This window comes from Pseudomonas sp. GM25, assembly GCF_000282255.1.
GTDB lineage: Bacteria > Pseudomonadota > Gammaproteobacteria > Pseudomonadales > Pseudomonadaceae > Aquipseudomonas > Aquipseudomonas aphyarum.
Window position 1 is genome coordinate 40,347 of the sequence record NZ_AKJQ01000063.1, and the last position, 17,186, is coordinate 57,532.

Sequence of the window (17,186 nt, forward strand, 5' to 3'; positions counted from 1 at the left end):
ATGTCTATGAGTCTGCCGCTTTTTCCGCTGAACACGGTGCTGTTTCCCGGCTGCAATCTGGATTTGCAGATCTTCGAGGCGCGCTATCTGGACATGATCGGCCGCTGCATGAAACAGGGCGGCGGGTTCGGTGTGGTGTGCATCCTTGAAGGCAGCGAAGTCGGCGTCGCGCCGGAAGGTTTCGCCATGGTCGGCTGCGAAGCGCGGATCACCGATTTCCAGCAGCAGGACAACGGACTGCTGGGTATACGGGTGCAGGGCGGGCGCCGGTTCATTGTGCAGCGCACCGAGGTGCAACGCGATCAATTGATCGTGGCCGAGGTCGAGTGGCTTGACGAAGAACCCGAGCAACCGTTGCAGGATGAGGACGCCGATCTGGTGGCGCTGCTCAAGGCCCTGGCCGAGCACCCGATGGTCGAGGCGCTGAACATGGGCATCGAAGCGGCGGGGCAGCAATCGCTGGCCAATCAGCTGGCGTATTTGCTGCCGTTCGCCGAGGAAGACAAGATTGACCTGCTGCAACTCGACGACCCGCAGCAGCGACTGGATGCGATCCAGGCGCTGCTCGATGAGTTGCAGGGCGAGTTGTTCGCTTAAGACTCAGCCCGGTTATTCCGGCCAGACGATGTCGTTGGAGAACCAGTCCCTGCCACCTGGAAATGCAAGGATCGGCTTGCCGGCCTTGGCCACCGCATCGATCAAGGCATCGTATTCACGTTGATTGGCCACACCGCTGTGGGTCCGCGCCTCAATGTCATTGCCGATGTAGCTGCTCTGGGCTTCAGCGGCGACGTCGTCGACTTTCGCCGCACGGGTGAAGGTCGAGTCGAGCAGCCACAGACGCTCTGATTCGATGCCCCGCTTCGACGTGGAAATCAGGGCTTCGAGTTCGTCTTCGGGAAACCAGGCATTCTTTTCCCGTGCCGCCAGATTGAGCAAATGGTTCTCCTCGTTGAGAACCACCTCCATCCTTCGCGTATCAATGACGTAAGAGAAGATGAACTGCTGATCGTGACGGATCGTCTCGTAATTGCGTTCGGTGTCCAGTTCGATGTCTGACGCATCGGACCATTCGTTATCGGAGTTCCCCGACTCGTTGTCCGATTCACCCGGTTTTTTGCCGGGGTATTTGTTTCTCTGACTGTTGTAACGCAGGTACTCCGGATCGGGAGCCTTGGTGCCCCTGGCGCCATACCTCTTGACCAGCTTGTGGCTGACCGTGGCACTGATCGGTTTTTCGGTCGTTGCGCCGCGCGGGTGTTTCAAGCGCGGCAGCATGCGTCCGTCGTTGTAGAGCTCGAAAGGCGTGCGTTCATCGGCCCTGAACAGGCCCGGAATATCCGTGCGGTACAGGCAGTCGCTGCTGTTGCGCAGGTAACCGAGTCGGGTCAGAAAAGCATCGAGAAATTCGCGGGTGACGCTTTTGTCGAAGTCGACCAGGTCGCTGCGCAGTGTTCCGTTCCTCACAGGCAGTAGCAGCGGTTCGATTTCCTCCTGCAGTTGATCGAAGCGGGTCGGATCGTTCTCGTCCCGGGAGCGTAAGTGATGCTGCTCGGCCCACTCCGGCATCACCCGGGGATTGGCGGTCAAATCATTGTGCAACTGGATGTGTTGCCGTGGTGACAGATTGTAGGCGCGCAAAAAATCGACGCGCTGGCCGAGCGTCATCAGTGGATACATCGTGAGCAACGAGTCGTTCAGCAGTCGGGTGGTGGCTTCATGCGCCGACAAAGGCGAGGTCAGCGCTTGTTTGGCTGGCACCGGCGTATCAACGGCACTGACCTGGGAGTGGGGGCGTTTCAAGGGATTATGTGAGGCCGGGCTCCAGGTCGATTCACCGGTATTTCTGTAGAGCGCCGGCCCGGGAGACAACTTTTTGTAAAGATCCATTGCCCGATAGGTGCCCAGGTTCGCATCGAATTCCACATAGACCGTGCCGCTGTCTTTCACATCGACGAACGCGCGGCCGACGATGTAGCGCAGACCCTCCTCGTTGGCCGGTTGCAGGTTGCGCAGCAATCCGGGGTTCAAACGGTAACTGTCCAGGCCGGTCGACGTTTCACGGGAAGCGACCGGCAGGTCAGACACTTCGGTTTTCGGCAATCCGGGTGTGTCCGCGAGAGGCGGGGTGTGTCCCGGGTTTCGCTGATGCGCGGCCGTCAGGTCTGGCAACGAATGTGGTAGCTGCGGGTCTGGAGCTTGCGGTCGCAATCGTGGGAGTTCAGCAAGCGAGTCGGCGGCCGTATTGCCTTTGGAAAAGCCTGGCGGCGAGGGTGGTTTTGGTCGCATGGTGTCATTCCTTGACGATGATCAGGTGCTCGGCAGATATCGAGCGGAACGCAGTGGTTTCGCTGCTCCAGACGTTGGTGGCAACGTTGTAGGAGATCTTGCCGGCAGCGGTTTCGCTCAGGCGAATGTGGTGAACCGACACTTCGTCGGACTCAAGCTCTTCACGCAGTTGATGCTCATGAACGTCCTGGGCGATGGCCTGAACCGATGGGTAGGCTCGGGCATCGATGGCGCACAGACCGATCACCTCGAACAGTGCATTGATCCGATAACGGTTTCCCGAGGAGACCACGACTTCGATGGTTTCCAGTGGCAGCAGCGGATCGTTGCTGTCCGGCAGTTGAATCCGGATGCTGCCGATTCTGAGCAGGTTGTCTTTGATGGCGAGGTCGCGGTGGCTGATCTGCTCCTCCAGATGTTGTGTGTGAATGAGCCAGGTGGAAGAACCCGAGATCTGGGCATCTGCGTCTGCGGTGGACAGCCGGATGGACGTTGCGCTGGCGGGAAACAGTTCATAGCTGGACGATCGTCCCTCCAGCCAATAGGTCGCGTTGTGCTCGGCTGCCTGAAAGTCGACCCGCTGCGGGGTTGCCTTCAACGTGCGTTTCTCGACTGAGGGGCGGACGAACATATACCGACCGGCTCGCTCGCGCAGCGCGGTGCGGCTTTGCACAACCGTATAACCCGGGTTCCTTGCGTCGTTTAGATACGTGGGACGTGGAAAGTCGAGGTGATAGGAAATCCCGTCTCGCATGACCAGCGTCATCGGGTGAATCATCTGCCAGCCAGAGGCCAGGATTCCGGCTCCCATGTCGCGTTTCTTGCCCGGTTTTTCTCTTGCAGCACCGTGCAACGAGAGCAGGCCACCACCCTCGTGGAACGTGAGGGTGTGGTGAATGTCCGTGTAGCTGAGCTGCGTGAATGCATTTGGCCGTGTTTTGGTAACGGTATAAATCGCCCGGACTTCATCGATCTCCGTGCTGTCGCGGTCGACGTACAGAGTGCTTCGGGTCGGATTTTCGTGTGGTGTTGCCATCAGGATTGCGTGACGGATCTGGCGCGAGATGAAGTAATACGAGTGCGGTTTGTTCGAGATCCTGAAGGGATGATCGTTGACCGGCACCGGCGAGGTTTTCGTCGTGCCGACGGTCAGAACGGTAACTTTCACGGTCAGGTCGGCCAGGTCCGGGGTATCGGCAGGCCACGCCGGCTGCAAGTGGTAGCCGTCCTGTGTAATGAACGTCCATTTGTCGTTGCGCAGGGTGCGTTTGCCATCGACCGTCCGGTACACCGCCTCCAGCACCAGTTCCCGCCTTGGCGACCGGATGTCGTCGTCGCGCAGGGATTCAATGACCAGCGCGTCATTGCGTACGTACCAGCGCTGGATGGCTTCGAGTGTCACGCCCAGATAGACCTTGCTCGGTTCCTGGCCATCTTCGTGCAGTGAAACCTTGAGACAGTCAGGGGCAATTTCATAGGTATCGCTACCGCTGCCGCCGTCGACCGTGCCATGAAGGCCGCGCACGGAAATGCGGTCATCCCCGGCCCCGGCTTCGACGCGGTCATCGCCATTGGCGGCAATGGTGTCGGCGTGATCGGAACCGGTCACGCGGTTGAGCGCGCCGGCCAGTGTCTCGACCTTTTCGATGGACCTGAAGGTTGAATGCAGCACCGGCTCACGCGACGGGTCCACAGGGCGCACCGCCAGCCTGCCGCTTTTAAGGTCGACATCAAAACCGATATGGCGCGGCGGGTTGGCGACAGGGTCTTCGTTTTTGTGTTTGCCTTGCAGCCAGAGCAGATCGGTGCCGTCACCGCCGGACAGCTCACTGACGGTGGTCGGGTCGTCAGACAGCGCGTCTGATGCCGACTGAAACAGAAAGGAGTCATCCTTGTTGCCACCGTCCAGGGTTTTGCGGCCGCTGGCATAACTGAAGAAATTCGGCTTGTCCTCGACGCCTTGAACTGTGTCGTGGCCGCCGCCCAGGTTCCAGAAGACCCCTTTCGCCGGGTCGCTTTTCGCACTGGCGATGACAGCGTCCGAGTCGGGTAATCCCTTCCTGGCGTCGTAGGTGTCATCCGTATCGCTGATGACTGGGCGGTTTTCGCTGGTATAGGGCGTTTCGCCTTTGCTTTCATCCCATTGGAAACGATAGAGGCGAGTCGGCTGCAACGTAACCTCGAAACGGCCATTGACGATCACGTCGACACTTTCCTTGAATTCATTGTCGAGCCAGCCAAGGCTGCGGGTTTTCAAGGCTTTGGCATAATCGCTCGTGGTCTTTGCAACCAGGTAGCGATCCATCAGCGCCTTGTCCTGGCTTTGTCCGGTGAACGCGAACCAGCCGGCACGCCAGCGTTCGTGCACGGTCAGCTCGATGTAATCGTCGATATCGTCGACCATGCGCGCGGCACCGTAGATTCGGGCACCGACAATCATGATCGCCGCCGCTGCAATCCCCACCGGGCCCGCCGCCTGAAAACCCATCAGGGCTGCGCAGCCAAGGGCAATGGACAATGCGCCGCTGAACACGCTCAAGCCGCCGGTGACGTACAGATCCTGAGCTTCCTTGCCTTGGGCCTTGGCGGCATCGTTGAAGGATTTGATGGCGGTGTAGATGTCGAAGGGCAGCGTCAGCACGCTGGCGATCAGACCCGCGCCCCGGCTCAGCCATTTGCCCATGGTGGTCTTGCCGAATTGTTCGAGGGCCATGGATCCCTGACGGATCATCTGTTCGCCGGTCTTGTTCAGCGCGTATTCGAGGCCCAGTGAAGTGATCTCGGCGAGAGCACCCCCCGCATTGATCAGCACTTCGCCCATCTGACCTTTCTTGAGGCCGTCGATGGCGCCCATGTAGGCGCTGTACAAACCGTAGGCCTGCAGCCCGGCGCCCATACTGGTCATGCCGCGACTTTTAGCCTTGTCTACCCAGCCTGGCAGGTGATCGGGCAGCGGGCTTCTGTGGATATCCAGCTGTTGAGTGGCGGTCAGCAGTTTGCCGATTTTCTGCAGGGGGTGCTCAGCATCACTGGCGGATATTTCGCGTAGAAGCGGTGCTGCGTCGGGGGAGCGCAGAGTGACGATTTCGTAGAGTAATTCCGGTACCCGCTGGTGCTCCTGACCATCGACTGACTTGATCCGCTGCTCAACCTGGGCGGGATCGAATTGCAGCCCATCGATAAAGGCCTGATCGGGCTCGGGGAAGTACGTGTTGGCCGCTGTAATGGCCTCGCCGTTGACCCGGGCACCCAGCGCCTGAAGTGTCTGGCGGCTCACGGTCAGTTCGCCAAATCGCATGGGCCCGAACAGTTTGTCCAGGTGATTCAGGTCGGGAACTTTGCCGGGCGTTGTATCGGTTTCGGCCGTCGTTGAATTTGATGGAATGTTAATGTCGGAAATTGTTATGGGGGCTGTAAGAATATTTTCAGGATTGATGCTAAAGGGTTTGGCCAAAATCAATGCTCGCTTGTGAAGTGTCGAAAGACTTTGGCATGTCGGGTGGTTGTGTTCAGTTGTTATTGTTTTGCCGATTGTATTGTTGTTTTTTGTATTGCCTTTGAAGTGGTCTGTGGGATGTTTTTGATTTAGCGTTGAACCCGACTCGCAGGAAGCGGGCTTCATGAACAAGGAGAGCGTTATGACAATTTATGAAGATGAGTGGGCGTTCTGGGATGATATTGCCGGAAAGTATATTTTCAAACATGCGGGCGTTGATCTGAATGCCGAGATTGTCCTGAAGGCTGCCGGTTACTACGCGGACTCCATGGTGCTTGAGCGCCGCAAGCGCAAACGTGTGAAGAACGAGTCGGCCCAGGCTGCCGATAAATGAAATCCTGTCTGTTGTTCAGTCCGTTCTTAACAAGAAGAGAATCTTCAGATGTCTGATGCCAATAATATTACCTTCACGGGGCAACTGTTCGCGGATGGACTTCCGCTGGTGCTCAATTATCAAGTCATGGAGCAGCGTTTGAAGCAACCGCGAATCACCACGGGGCAGAGGTTGAATGCGGAGATTTCCCTGAATGATGAAATCAGTTCGCCAATCGTGACGCTCGCGGATCATGATGATGCCGAGCCGCTGTTGTTGGAGTTTGTTCCGGATTCTCGGGGGCGATATGCCCTTAATATCAAAACGGCCGGTCGTTACTTTAATTGGCAGCTTCGACTTGATCAAAGTACAAGGCATCTTCTGGCCGCAAAAAGTGGCGGCAGTTACTTTGAGCTGGAAACGTATGCCGGAAAGCTCAAGTCCTTTGGTGACCTGCCGTCCAACCCGGTTTCTGTGGCGCTGTTCAGCGTAGAGAAGAAGATGCGCCTGTTTCAGCATGAAACGAAGGAAGGGCTCACCTACTTCCTGGACAAGAATCCGAACGACACCGGGCACAATGCCTACAACCCTTCGTCGGTGTCGTTCGTCTTGAGGACCAATCCTTCGCTGCTGTCTGCCGTAGCCTAGTACGAATAGCGCAGCAGAGTATGCGGCAAGTGTCGCAGCACGAAGAAACCGAACAGCGCTATCAGCGCCGGCAACACCAGCCACCAGACTTTCTGCGGCATGGCGCCGAGCGGTGATTGCCGCTGGCTGAGCCAGAGCCCGGCGGCGCACACGCACGCGGCGAGCATGGCGCCGGCCAGCACATCCGTCGGCCAGTGTGCGCCCAGATACACCCGCGACAAGGCAATCGCCAGTGCCGGAATGCAGCCGATCAGCAGCCAGGTCAGTCGCAGTCTCGGCGGTTGCCCGCGTCCGGCCAGCACAGCCAGAGTTAGGAACAGCGCGAACGATCCGGACGCATGGCCGCTGGGCATGCTGTAGCTGGTGAGCGGATCGGTCAGCACTTCCGGGCGCACCCGGGCGAAAAACATTTTGGTGCCGGTGTTGGCCAGGGCCGTCACGAGCAGGGTGCCGCCCACGAAGATCGCGTGGCGCCACTGACGGCACAGCAACAGCAGAGTAGTCAGCAGGGCGCTGAACAGCAGCATGTTGCGGAACTCACCTATCAGGGTGAAAACCACCGCCACTTCATCCAGCGCCGGGCGGCGGTGTTCCTGCACCAGGGTCATGACGCCCTGATCGAGTGCGGTCAGATACGGGTAGCCGATGAACAGGCCGATCAGGATCAACAGGCTCATGCTGCTGATCCAGATCGTCGCCCGGCGATGGCGGCGCAGGCTGCTGTTGGCGCTCAGGCCGACCATCACCGCAATGCTGCCGGCGACGATTCCGGCCTGCAGCCAGAAGCCTTCCGGCAACGGCAAGCGAATCGCCGCCCCGGTGGCCCAGCCCGGCAGCAGGTAGGCGAGGCTCCAGCCGGCCGCCGCCAGCAGGCTGACGGCCGCGAAGCGCGGGAAGGGCATGTCGCACATGCCGGCGACCATCGGCAGCATCGGCCGCAGCGGGCCGATGAAGCGTCCGACCAGCAGGCTGGCGATGCCGTAGCGCTGGAAGTAGGTTTCCGCGCCGGCCATCCATTCCGGGTGATGGCGCAGGCCCGGCAGACGCCGGATGTTCTGGTGGAAGTGGCGACCGAGGAAATACGAAATCACATCGCCGAGAATCCCGCCGAGGAAACCCAGCAACAGGGTTTCGCTCAATGACAACGCACCGCTGCCGGCCAGCACCGCCACGGCAAACAGCAGCACCGTGCCGGGCACGATCAAGCCGGCTATCGCCAGGCATTCCACGCAGGCCACGACAAACACTGCAGCGGCCAGCCACTGCGGATTGGCGGCCAGCCACCCGGTCACGCTATCGAGCCATGGGCCCATACAAACCACTCCATTTTATTGATGTCCCTGATCGGCGAGCCGAAGGGTGTGCATTCACAGCAGAAAATAATCGCGACCTTCGACCTGACCCCGACGCAGCGGGTTCCGCGTGCACCACTGGGCATAGGCGGCATCGACGAAGCGATACATCAGGTGTTCGTCACGGCCATGGGGAATGCCCAGGCGGGTGGTCTGAATCACATGAGTTGGCGCGGGGCCGGTGTCTTCCACCAGAAGAATTTCGTGGTCGAAGCGCTTGGCATCCCACACCGGCACTTTCAGTCCCAGCGCCTTGCACAGCAACGTCTGCCCGGCACACAGTTTCTGCGACGGACGCGGTCGGCCCTGGGCATCGGGGTTGTTCAACAACATCTGCGCCAGACTGGCCGGGCCGCTGATCTCGTCGACCCACGGATAGGCCGATTTGATCAGCACCGCGTTGCCCGGACCCTGCGCGCTGAAGTTCAGCGAGTCGCCGCCACGGGCGTAGTACATATAGATGTGGCCGCCGTCCAGAAACAAAGCCTTACGCTTTTCTGTGTAGCCGAGGGACGCGTGGCTGCCTTTTTCTTCGCAGTAATACGCTTCGGTTTCGATGATTCGCGCGCTGAGCCACAAATCGCCGACGCGGTGGCGGATGACTTTGCCGAGCAGATCGCGGGCCAGCGTCTGGGCGTCACGGTCGAAAAAGGCGTCCGCAAGGCCGACAGGCTGGCGCGCGGAGGTGGCGCGAACGGTCAGGTTGGACATGGCAAACAGGGTTTATCCAGGCGGAGGAGGTCGTGATGATAACAATTCGCGGCTTAATCCCGGCTGAACGTCGGCAAATCAACGTCCATTTCGACCATCCGCCCGTCACCGCTGTTAGTCCCGGGACGCGACAGCTATAATCTGCCGCTTTCCTCTTTGCCAAGACCCCAGCAGACCATGACTGAGTCCGTTCTTGACTACATGACCCGATTGGGTCGCGCCGCCCGCGAAGCCTCCCGCGTCATCGGCCGTGCCAGCACCGCGCAGAAAAACCGCGCCCTGCTGGCTGCCGCCAATGCCCTGGACGCCGCCCGCGCCGAGCTTGCGGCAGCCAATGAACAGGATCTGGCCGCCGGACGCGCCAACGGTCTGGAGCCGGCACTGCTGGAGCGTCTGGAACTGACCCCGGCGCGCATCGACGGCATGATCGTCGGCCTGCGTCAGGTCGCAGCGCTGCCGGATCCGGTCGGTGCGATCCGCGACATGAGCTTCCGTCCGTCGGGCATTCAGGTCGGCAAGATGCGCGTACCGCTGGGCGTGATCGGGATCATCTACGAATCCCGTCCCAACGTGACCATCGATGCCGCGAGCCTGTGCCTGAAGTCCGGCAACGCGACCATCCTGCGCGGCGGTTCCGAAGCGATTCATTCCAACCGCGCGATTGCCGCCTGCATCCAGCGCGGTCTGGCCGAAGCCGAACTGCCGGCTGCCGTGGTGCAAGTGGTTGAAACCACCGACCGTGCCGCCGTTGGCGCGCTGATCACCATGCCGGAGTACGTCGACGTGATCGTACCGCGCGGTGGCCGTGGCCTGATCGAGCGCATCAGCCGTGATGCCCGGGTGCCGGTGATCAAACATCTGGACGGCATCTGTCACGTCTATGTCAGCGAACACGCCGACCTGCCGAAAGCCCAGCGCATCGCCTTCAATGCCAAGACCTATCGCTATGGCATCTGCGGTGCGATGGAGACCTTGCTGGTCGATCAAAGTGTTGCGAAGGATTTCCTGCCGTCGATGGCCAAGCAGTTCCGCGAAAAAGGCGTGGAACTGCGCGGTTGCGAACGCACCCGGGCGATCATCGAGGCCGTAGCCGCGACCGAAGAAGACTGGAGCACCGAGTACCTGGCGCCGATTCTGTCGATCCGCGTGGTGGATGGCCTGGATCAGGCCATCGAACACATCAACCATTTCGGCTCCCACCACACCGACTCGATCGTCAGCGAAAACCTCGCCGACACCCGCCAGTTCGTGGCTCAGGTCGACTCGGCGTCGGTGATGATCAACACCCCGACCTGCTTCGCCGATGGATTCGAATACGGATTGGGTGCCGAGATCGGCATTTCTACTGATAAGCTGCACGCCCGTGGCCCGGTGGGTCTCGAAGGACTGACCTGCGAGAAGTACATCGTGGTCGGTGATGGCCAGTTGCGCGGCCAGGCGACGGTCTGACTTGTCCGACCTCGACCTGAAAGCGCCGAAACCCGGCAAGAAGTCCCGTCCCCGGCGCATTGGCGTACTGGGCGGGACGTTCGATCCGGTGCATGTCGGCCATTTGCGCGGCGCGCTGGAAGTCGCCGAGGCACTGGGGCTCGATGAGCTGCGCATGATGCCCAGCGCCCGGCCGCCGCACCGCGATACGCCGCAGGTGTCGGCGCAGGACCGGCTGGCAATGGTTGAATGTGCGGTGGCCGGTGTGCCGCCGCTGGTGGTGGACGCCCGCGAATTGCAGCGGGACAAACCGTCCTGGACCATCGATACCCTGGAGTCGCTGCGCGCCGAAATGGCCGCCGAGACCCAGGTTTTTCTGCTTCTGGGCTGGGACGCGTTTTGCGGCCTGCCCACTTGGCACCGCTGGGAAGAGTTGCTCCAGCATTGCCACATCCTGGTGCTACAGCGCCCGGACGCCGACAGCGAACCACCGGATGCCTTGCGCAACCTGCTGGCAGCGCGTTCGGTGAGCGACCCGCTGGCCCTGAAGGGGCCGAGCGGACAGATTGCATTCGTCTGGCAGACACCGCTCGCGGTTTCCGCCACCCAGATCCGTCAACTGCTGGCCAGCGGTAAGTCGGTACGTTTCCTGGTGCCCGACGCGGTCCTGGCCTACATCGATGCGCACGGTCTGTACCGTGCGTCGAACTGAACAAGGCGTGCTTCACTGATACGAATCCACGTGTCGCCAAGCCGCCGAAAATATGAGCAAAACGAGTTTTATATGACTGACAAAGACCAAACCAAAGTAAAGCGCAAAGGCACATTCAAGAGCGCCCCGCTGCCAGAGCCGGTCAACACCAACGAACCGCTGAAGGGCGACGAACTGGTCAAGGTGGCCGTTGCAGCCCTGGAAGACGTCAAGGCCCAGGACATCCAGATCATTGATGTGCGCGACAAGCAGAGCATCACCGACTACATGATCATCGCCACCGGTACTTCCAACCGCCAGATCAACGCGATGCTGGACAAGGTTCGCGAAGAGGTCAAAAAGAACGGCGCCAAGCCGCTGGGCGAAGAAGGCAAGGGCGACAGCGACTGGGTGCTGCTGGACCTGGACCTGGTGATCGTGCACATGATGACCGCCTCGGCACGTCAGTTCTACGACCTGGAGCGCCTGTGGGCCGGTGCCGAGCAAAGCCGTGCGGCGGACGCCAAGCACCACAGCCCGGAAAACACCCACGAGCATTTCACCAAGCTCAACAAAGACCAGCTGTAAGGGATTGCTGTGCGACTGCGACTGATCGCCGTCGGTTCACGCATGCCCAAGTGGGTGGAAGAAGGCTGGCATGAATATGCCAAGCGTCTTCCGTCCGAGCTGGCGCTGGAACTGGTGGAAATTCCGCTCAATACCCGTGGCAAGAACGCCGACGTGGCCCGCTTCATCCGTCAGGAAGGCGAAGCCATGCTGGCCAAGGTCGGGCCGAACGAGCGGATCGTCACCCTCGAAGTTCATGGCAAGCCGTGGAGCACCGAGCAACTGGCGGTCGAACTCGATCGCTGGCGCCTGGACTCGCGCACGGTCAACTTCATGGTCGGTGGCCCGGAAGGGCTGGCGCCGGAAGTCTGTGCCCGCGCGGATCAGCGCTGGTCGTTGTCACCGCTGACGCTGCCGCACCCGCTGGTGCGCATCCTCATCGGCGAGCAGTTGTATCGTGCCTGGACCGTGCTGTCCGGCCACCCTTACCACAAGTAATCCGCCCTCATGTCTCAGCCGATCCGCATCAAGGACCACGAAAAAGACGCCCGTCTGGTGCGTGGTCGCGTCGTGTTCGGCGCAATTGCGGTGGTGGCGCTGATCTGCGTGCTGATTGCGCGCCTGTATTACCTGCAGGTGATTCAGTACGAATATCACTCGACCCTGTCGGAAAACAACCGGGTTCACGTGCAGCCGATCCCGCCGACCCGTGGCCTGATTTTCGACCGCAACGGCGTGGTGGTGGCGGACAACCGTCCCAGCTTCAGCCTGAGCATGACCCGCGAGCGCTCCGGCGACTGGCAGCAGGTGCTCGACGTGATCGTCGAGGTCTTGCAGCTGACGCCGGAAGACCGGGTGATCTTCGAGAAACGCATGCGCCAGGGCCGCCGGCCGTTCGAGCCGGTGCCGATCCTGTTCGAGCTGAGCGAAGAGCAGATCGCGCGGATCGCGGTGAACCAGTTCCGCCTGCCGGGCGTCGAGGTGGTCGCGCAGCTGGTCCGTCATTACCCGCAGGGCGCGCATTTCGCGCATTCGGTGGGTTACATGGGGCGGATCAACGAGAAAGAGCTGAAGACCCTCGATCCGGTCAACTACAGCGGCACCCACCACATCGGCAAGACCGGCATCGAGCGCTTCTATGAAGCCGAGCTGCACGGTCAGGTGGGTTACGAAGAAGTCGAGACCAACGCCCGTGGCCGCGTTCTGCGCGTGCTCAAACGTACCGATCCGGTGCCGGGCAAGGACATTGTCCTGAGCCTCGACATCAAGTTGCAGGAAGCCGCCGAGGCCGCGCTGGGCGGTCGGCGTGGCGCGGTGGTGGCGCTCGATCCGAAAACCGGCGAAGTGCTGGCGATGGTCAGCCAGCCGAGCTTCGACCCGAACCTGTTCGTCACCGGCATCAGCTTCAAGGCTTACGCCGAGCTGCGCGACTCGATCGACCGGCCGCTGTTCAACCGCGTGCTGCGTGGTCTGTACCCGCCGGGCTCGACGATCAAGCCGGCGGTGGCGATTGCCGGTCTCGATGCGGGCGTGGTGACGGCGTCGAGCCGGGTGTTCGACCCCGGTTACTACATGCTGCCCAACTACGATCACAAGTACCGCAACTGGAACCGCACCGGTGACGGCTTCGTCGACCTCGACACGGCGATCATGCGGTCCAACGACACCTACTTCTATGACCTGGCGCACAAGCTGGGCATCGACCGGTTGTCGGCCTACATGAACAAGTTCGGCATTGGCCAGAAGGTCTCGCTGGACATGTTCGAAGAATCCCCCGGCCTGATGCCGTCCCGCGAGTGGAAACGCGCGACCAGGCGTCAGGCGTGGTTCCCGGGCGAAACCCTGATTCTCGGGATCGGCCAGGGCTACATGCAATCGACCCCGCTGCAACTGGCCCAGGCGACTGCGCTGGTGGCCAACAAGGGTGTGTGGAATCGCCCGCACCTGGCCAAATCCCTCGAAGGCGTGAAACCGGTGGATGAGAATCCGATGCCGGACATCATCCTGCGCGATCCGTCGGACTGGACCAAGGTCAACCATGGCATGCAACAGGTGATGCACGGTGCGCGCGGTACGGCGCGTAAAGCGGCGATCGGCGCGCAATACCGGATCGCCGGCAAGTCCGGTACGGCGCAGGTCGTGGCGATCAAGCAAGGTGAGAAGTACGACCGCTCCAAGGTTCAGGAACGCCACCGCGACCACGCCCTGTTCGTCGGTTTCGCGCCGGCGGATGACCCGAAAATCGTGGTGTCGGTGATGGTCGAGAACGGTGAGTCCGGTTCCGGCGTCGCGGCACCGGTGGTGCGGCAGGTCATGGATGCCTGGCTGCTGGATCAGGACGGACGGTTGAAGGCCGAATACGCCAGCCCTATCAGTGCGGAGGCTACGGCCCGTGATGAATAATTTCGATCGCATGCTCTCCAGCGAGGATGTGATGCGTCGCCGGGCGACGCTGTTGCAACGTTTGCATATCGACGGCCCGTTGCTGGTGCTTCTGTTGATTCTCGCGGCCGGTAGCCTGTTCGTGCTGTACTCGGCCAGCGGCAAGAGCTGGGATCTGCTGGCCAAACAGGCCACGTCGTTCGGCATCGGTCTGGTGTCGATGATCGTCATCGCCCAGTTCGAACCAAGGTTCATGGCGCGCTGGGTGCCGCTCGGCTACGTGATCGGGGTGGTGCTGCTGCTGGTGGTGGACATCATGGGCCACAACGCCATGGGCGCGACCCGCTGGATCAACATTCCCGGGGTGATCCGCTTCCAGCCCTCGGAATTCATGAAGATTCTGATGCCGGCGACCATCGCCTGGTACCTGTCCAAGCGCACGCTGCCGCCGCAGCTCAAACATGTCGGCATCAGTCTGCTGCTGATCGGCGTGCCGTTCGCTCTGATCGTGCGTCAGCCGGATCTCGGCACTTCGCTGCTGATTCTGGCCGGCGGCGCCTTCGTACTGTTCATGGGCGGGCTGCGCTGGCGCTGGATTCTCAGCGTACTGGCGGCGGCGATTCCGGTGTCGGTGGCGATGTGGTTCTTCATCATGCACGACTACCAGAAGCAGCGGATCCTGACGTTCCTCGACCCGGAAAGCGATCCGCTGGGCACCGGCTGGAACATCATTCAGTCGAAAGCCGCCATCGGTTCCGGCGGGGTATTCGGCAAGGGCTGGCTGCTGGGCACCCAGTCGCACCTGGACTTCCTGCCGGAAAGCCACACCGACTTCATCATCGCGGTACTGGGTGAAGAGTTCGGGCTGGTGGGCATCTGCGCACTGTTGCTGATCTATCTGTTGCTGATCGGTCGTGGCCTGGTGATTACCGCGCAGGCCCAGACGCTGTTCGGCAAATTGCTGGCCGGCGCTCTGACCATGACGTTTTTTGTTTACGTTTTCGTCAACATCGGTATGGTCAGTGGCCTATTGCCGGTGGTGGGGGTGCCGTTGCCGTTCATTAGCTATGGCGGAACTTCGCTGGTGACGCTGCTGTCAGCGTTTGGGGTTTTGATGTCGATCCATACCCATCGCAAGTGGATCGCACAGGTTTGAATAAGGTGAAGAGTTCAATGCAAGTAATGCGTGACTGGGCGACACGATACGCACCGTGGCTCGGCCTGGTAGGCATCCTTGGCAGCGCGCAGGAAGCGTTGGCCGGCGATTACGAAGGCTCGCCCCAGGTGGCCGAGTTCGTCGGTGAAATGACCCGCGACTACGGTTTCGCCGGCGAACAGCTGATGGCCGTGTTCCGCGAGGCCCAGCGCAAACAGGCGATTCTCGACGCCATCTCCAAACCGGCCGAACGGGTCAAGCAGTGGAAAGAATACCGTCCGATGTTCATCACCGACGCGCGCATCGCCCGCGGTGTGGACTTCTGGCGCCAGCACGAGGCCACCCTGGCCCGCGCCGAGCAGGAATACGGCGTTCCGGCCCAGGTGATCGTGTCGATCATCGGCGTTGAGACCTTTTTCGGACGTAATACCGGCAATTACCGGGTGATCGATGCCTTGTCCACGCTGGGTTTCGACTATCCTCCCCGTGCCGAATTTTTCCGCAAGGAGCTGCGTGAGTTCCTGCTGCTGGCGCGCGAAGAGCAGGTCGACCCGCTGACCCTCAAGGGTTCCTACGCCGGGGCGATGGGCCTGCCGCAGTTCATGCCGAGCAGTTTCCGCGCCTACGCGGTGGATTTCGACGGCGATGGCCACATCAATATCTGGAACAACCCGGATGATGCGATCGGCAGCGTTGCCAGCTATTTCAAGCGTCACGGCTGGGTCGCCGGCGAGCCGGTGGTCAGTCGCGCGGATGTCCGCGGTGAGCAGGTGGATGAAGGCCTGACCACCGGCATCGAGCCGACGAAAACCGTCGGGGAGTTGCGAGCGCTGGGCTGGTCGAGTCATGATGCGCTGCGCGATGACATGCCGGTCACCGCATTCCGCCTCGAAGGCGACAACGGCCCGGAATACTGGATGGGCCTGAAGAATTTCTACGCGATCACGCGTTATAACCGCAGCGTGATGTACGCCATGGCCGTACATCAACTGTCTGAACAGCTGGTACAAGCACGGGGCGTCAAGTAATGCGGGCATTGCCTATCAATAAACCCCTGAAGCTGGTGGCTTTCGCTGCGTTGGCGGTGCTGGTCGCCAGCTGTTCGACCAGTCGTTCGCCGAGCCAGAAGCCGAGCACCGCCGTGCGTTCGCAGCCGGGTCTGGACATCAACCGGGCCCACAAGGACGGCGCGCCGTGGTGGGACGTCGACGTATCGCGCATCCCGGATGCCACGCCGACCCTGCACACCGGCCCGTACAAGGCCAACCCGTACACCGTGCTGGGCAAGACCTACTTCCCGCTGCAGGAATCCAAGACCTACGTAGCCTCCGGCACCGCGTCCTGGTACGGCACCAAGTTCCACGGTCAGAACACCGCCAACGGCGAGGTCTACGACCTGTACGGCATGAGTGCCGCCCACAAGACATTACCGCTGCCGAGTTACGTTCGGGTGACCAACCTCGACAACAACCGCACGGTGATCCTGCGAGTCAACGACCGTGGCCCGTTCTATTCCGACCGGATCATCGACCTGTCCTACGCCGCCGCGAAAAAACTCGGTTATGCCGAAACCGGCACCGCGCGGGTCAAGGTCGAAGGCATCGACCCGCAACAATGGTGGGCCGCCAAGGGCCGTCCGGCGCCTTTGATGCTCAACGAGCCGCAAGTCGCGCAGAATAGCGCCCCGGTGATCACGGCTTCGGCCGGCACCGTCGAGCAATGGACTCCGCCGCCGCAGCAGCACGCCGCGGCCGTCGTGCCAGTTCAGCTTGATGCAAAAAAAAACGCTTCTGCACCAGCGTCTGGCCAGTATCTGCAGGTGGGCGCGTTCGCCAACCCGGACGCTGCAGAACTCCTGAGGTCGAAGCTCAGCGGGATGGTGAGCGCTCCGGTGTTCATCAGCTCGATCGTGCGCAATCAGCAGACCCTGCACCGGGTTCGCCTGGGACCGATCGGTTCGCCGGGTGAAATTGCCCAGGTACAGAACAGCGTGCGCCTGGCCAACCTGGGTTCGCCAAGTGTGGTCACCGAGTAAACGTAGGACTTGATTGACGGTTCACCAGCGATTGGGGGGTGAACCAGGTTGTTGGCTCGTCGAAGAACAAAAGCCCGGCAAGGGTGACTGGAGTGAGCAACTGAACACGCGATGGCCC

General features: G+C 61.0%; 15 protein-coding genes. 11 read left to right on the plus strand and 4 right to left on the minus strand.

Annotated elements, in window-relative coordinates; translation table 11 throughout:
- Positions 1-6: 6 nt before the first annotated feature.
- On the plus strand, positions 7-597 hold the full coding sequence (locus PMI24_RS24175) for an LON peptidase substrate-binding domain-containing protein (RefSeq protein WP_007958639.1): 591 nt from the start codon (positions 7-9) through the stop codon (positions 595-597).
- A 12-nt stretch (positions 598-609) separates the two neighbouring features.
- Here the strand turns inward: PMI24_RS24175 and PMI24_RS24180 are convergent, their stop codons facing one another.
- Both PMI24_RS24180 and PMI24_RS24185 read right to left on the minus strand, forming a co-directional pair.
- Positions 610-2,019 (minus strand): hypothetical protein, encoded by a 1,410-nt coding sequence (locus PMI24_RS24180; RefSeq protein WP_238553878.1) that lies wholly within the window; start codon positions 2,017-2,019, stop codon positions 610-612.
- A gap of 274 nt (positions 2,020-2,293) precedes the next feature.
- On the minus strand, positions 2,294-5,911 hold the full coding sequence (locus PMI24_RS24185; protein ID WP_238553880.1) for a calcium-binding protein: 3,618 nt from the start codon (positions 5,909-5,911) through the stop codon (positions 2,294-2,296).
- Here PMI24_RS24185 and PMI24_RS24190 point away from each other — a divergent pair.
- Positions 5,910-6,119 carry a hypothetical protein gene (locus PMI24_RS24190; RefSeq protein WP_007958643.1) on the plus strand — a complete coding sequence of 70 codons (210 nt, stop codon included), beginning with the start codon at positions 5,910-5,912 and terminating at the stop codon, positions 6,117-6,119. The genes PMI24_RS24185 and PMI24_RS24190 overlap by 2 nt on opposite strands.
- A gap of 48 nt (positions 6,120-6,167) precedes the next feature.
- Complete coding sequence (locus PMI24_RS24195) at positions 6,168-6,746, plus strand: hypothetical protein (protein ID WP_007958644.1); 579 nt, start codon at positions 6,168-6,170, stop codon at positions 6,744-6,746.
- On the opposite strand, the gene PMI24_RS24200 is transcribed toward PMI24_RS24195, so the two are convergent.
- Positions 6,743-8,059 (minus strand): bifunctional DedA family/phosphatase PAP2 family protein, encoded by a 1,317-nt coding sequence (locus tag PMI24_RS24200; RefSeq protein ID WP_007958646.1) that lies wholly within the window; start codon positions 8,057-8,059, stop codon positions 6,743-6,745. The genes PMI24_RS24195 and PMI24_RS24200 overlap by 4 nt on opposite strands.
- 54 nt (positions 8,060-8,113) lie before the next feature.
- Positions 8,114-8,809 carry a DNA-3-methyladenine glycosylase gene (locus PMI24_RS24205; protein WP_007958648.1) on the minus strand — a complete coding sequence of 232 codons (696 nt, stop codon included), beginning with the start codon at positions 8,807-8,809 and terminating at the stop codon, positions 8,114-8,116.
- Positions 8,810-8,986: 177 nt separating this feature from the next.
- Between PMI24_RS24205 and PMI24_RS24210 the strand changes: the two genes are divergently transcribed.
- The 8 genes from PMI24_RS24210 (at position 8,987) to PMI24_RS24245 (ending at position 17,068) form a co-directional block, all read left to right on the plus strand.
- Positions 8,987-10,258 (plus strand): glutamate-5-semialdehyde dehydrogenase, encoded by a 1,272-nt coding sequence (locus tag PMI24_RS24210; RefSeq protein ID WP_007958650.1) that lies wholly within the window; start codon positions 8,987-8,989, stop codon positions 10,256-10,258.
- The gene (nadD, locus tag PMI24_RS24215) at positions 10,227-10,949 is read left to right on the plus strand and encodes a nicotinate-nucleotide adenylyltransferase (RefSeq protein ID WP_007958652.1); all 723 of its coding nucleotides are present in this window, start codon (positions 10,227-10,229) and stop codon (positions 10,947-10,949) included. The genes PMI24_RS24210 and nadD overlap by 32 nt, the downstream gene beginning before the upstream one ends.
- Before the next feature lie 72 nt (positions 10,950-11,021).
- On the plus strand, positions 11,022-11,516 hold the full coding sequence (gene rsfS / locus PMI24_RS24220) for a ribosome silencing factor (RefSeq protein WP_007958654.1): 495 nt from the start codon (positions 11,022-11,024) through the stop codon (positions 11,514-11,516).
- A gap of 9 nt (positions 11,517-11,525) precedes the next feature.
- Positions 11,526-11,993, plus strand: coding sequence for a 23S rRNA (pseudouridine(1915)-N(3))-methyltransferase RlmH (gene rlmH, locus PMI24_RS24225; protein WP_003185785.1), 468 nt, complete (start codon positions 11,526-11,528; stop codon positions 11,991-11,993).
- Between the two features lie 9 nt (positions 11,994-12,002).
- The gene (mrdA, locus tag PMI24_RS24230) at positions 12,003-13,898 is read left to right on the plus strand and encodes a penicillin-binding protein 2 (protein ID WP_007958656.1); all 1,896 of its coding nucleotides are present in this window, start codon (positions 12,003-12,005) and stop codon (positions 13,896-13,898) included.
- A gap of 31 nt (positions 13,899-13,929) precedes the next feature.
- Positions 13,930-15,033 carry a rod shape-determining protein RodA gene (gene rodA / locus PMI24_RS24235; RefSeq protein WP_052026248.1) on the plus strand — a complete coding sequence of 368 codons (1,104 nt, stop codon included), beginning with the start codon at positions 13,930-13,932 and terminating at the stop codon, positions 15,031-15,033.
- Between the two features lie 17 nt (positions 15,034-15,050).
- Positions 15,051-16,061 (plus strand): lytic murein transglycosylase B, encoded by a 1,011-nt coding sequence (mltB, locus tag PMI24_RS24240; RefSeq protein ID WP_007958658.1) that lies wholly within the window; start codon positions 15,051-15,053, stop codon positions 16,059-16,061.
- The gene (locus PMI24_RS24245) at positions 16,061-17,068 is read left to right on the plus strand and encodes a septal ring lytic transglycosylase RlpA family protein (protein ID WP_007958660.1); all 1,008 of its coding nucleotides are present in this window, start codon (positions 16,061-16,063) and stop codon (positions 17,066-17,068) included. Before mltB ends, PMI24_RS24245 begins: the two co-directional genes overlap by 1 nt.
- The last annotated feature ends 118 nt before the right edge of the window (positions 17,069-17,186 follow it).

Excerpts from the sequence above, each read along its gene's own strand:
- PMI24_RS24175 (WP_007958639.1), top strand. The coding sequence starts at position 7 with ATGAGTCTGCCGCTTTTTCCGCTGAACACGGTGCTGTTTCCCGGCTGC.
- PMI24_RS24190 (WP_007958643.1), top strand. The coding sequence starts at position 5,910 with ATGAACAAGGAGAGCGTTATGACAATTTATGAAGATGAGTGGGCGTTC.
- PMI24_RS24185 (WP_238553880.1), bottom strand. The coding sequence starts at position 5,911 with ATGAAGCCCGCTTCCTGCGAGTCGGGTTCAACGCTAAATCAAAAACAT.
- PMI24_RS24195 (WP_007958644.1), top strand. The coding sequence starts at position 6,168 with ATGTCTGATGCCAATAATATTACCTTCACGGGGCAACTGTTCGCGGAT.
- PMI24_RS24200 (WP_007958646.1), bottom strand. The coding sequence starts at position 8,059 with ATGGGCCCATGGCTCGATAGCGTGACCGGGTGGCTGGCCGCCAATCCG.
- PMI24_RS24205 (WP_007958648.1), bottom strand. The coding sequence starts at position 8,809 with ATGTCCAACCTGACCGTTCGCGCCACCTCCGCGCGCCAGCCTGTCGGC.
- PMI24_RS24210 (WP_007958650.1), top strand. The coding sequence starts at position 8,987 with ATGACTGAGTCCGTTCTTGACTACATGACCCGATTGGGTCGCGCCGCC.
- nadD (WP_007958652.1), top strand. The coding sequence starts at position 10,227 with ATGGCCAGTTGCGCGGCCAGGCGACGGTCTGACTTGTCCGACCTCGAC.
- rsfS (WP_007958654.1), top strand. The coding sequence starts at position 11,022 with ATGACTGACAAAGACCAAACCAAAGTAAAGCGCAAAGGCACATTCAAG.
- mrdA (WP_007958656.1), top strand. The coding sequence starts at position 12,003 with ATGTCTCAGCCGATCCGCATCAAGGACCACGAAAAAGACGCCCGTCTG.
- rodA (WP_052026248.1), top strand. The coding sequence starts at position 13,930 with ATGCGTCGCCGGGCGACGCTGTTGCAACGTTTGCATATCGACGGCCCG.
- mltB (WP_007958658.1), top strand. The coding sequence starts at position 15,051 with ATGCAAGTAATGCGTGACTGGGCGACACGATACGCACCGTGGCTCGGC.
- PMI24_RS24245 (WP_007958660.1), top strand. The coding sequence starts at position 16,061 with ATGCGGGCATTGCCTATCAATAAACCCCTGAAGCTGGTGGCTTTCGCT.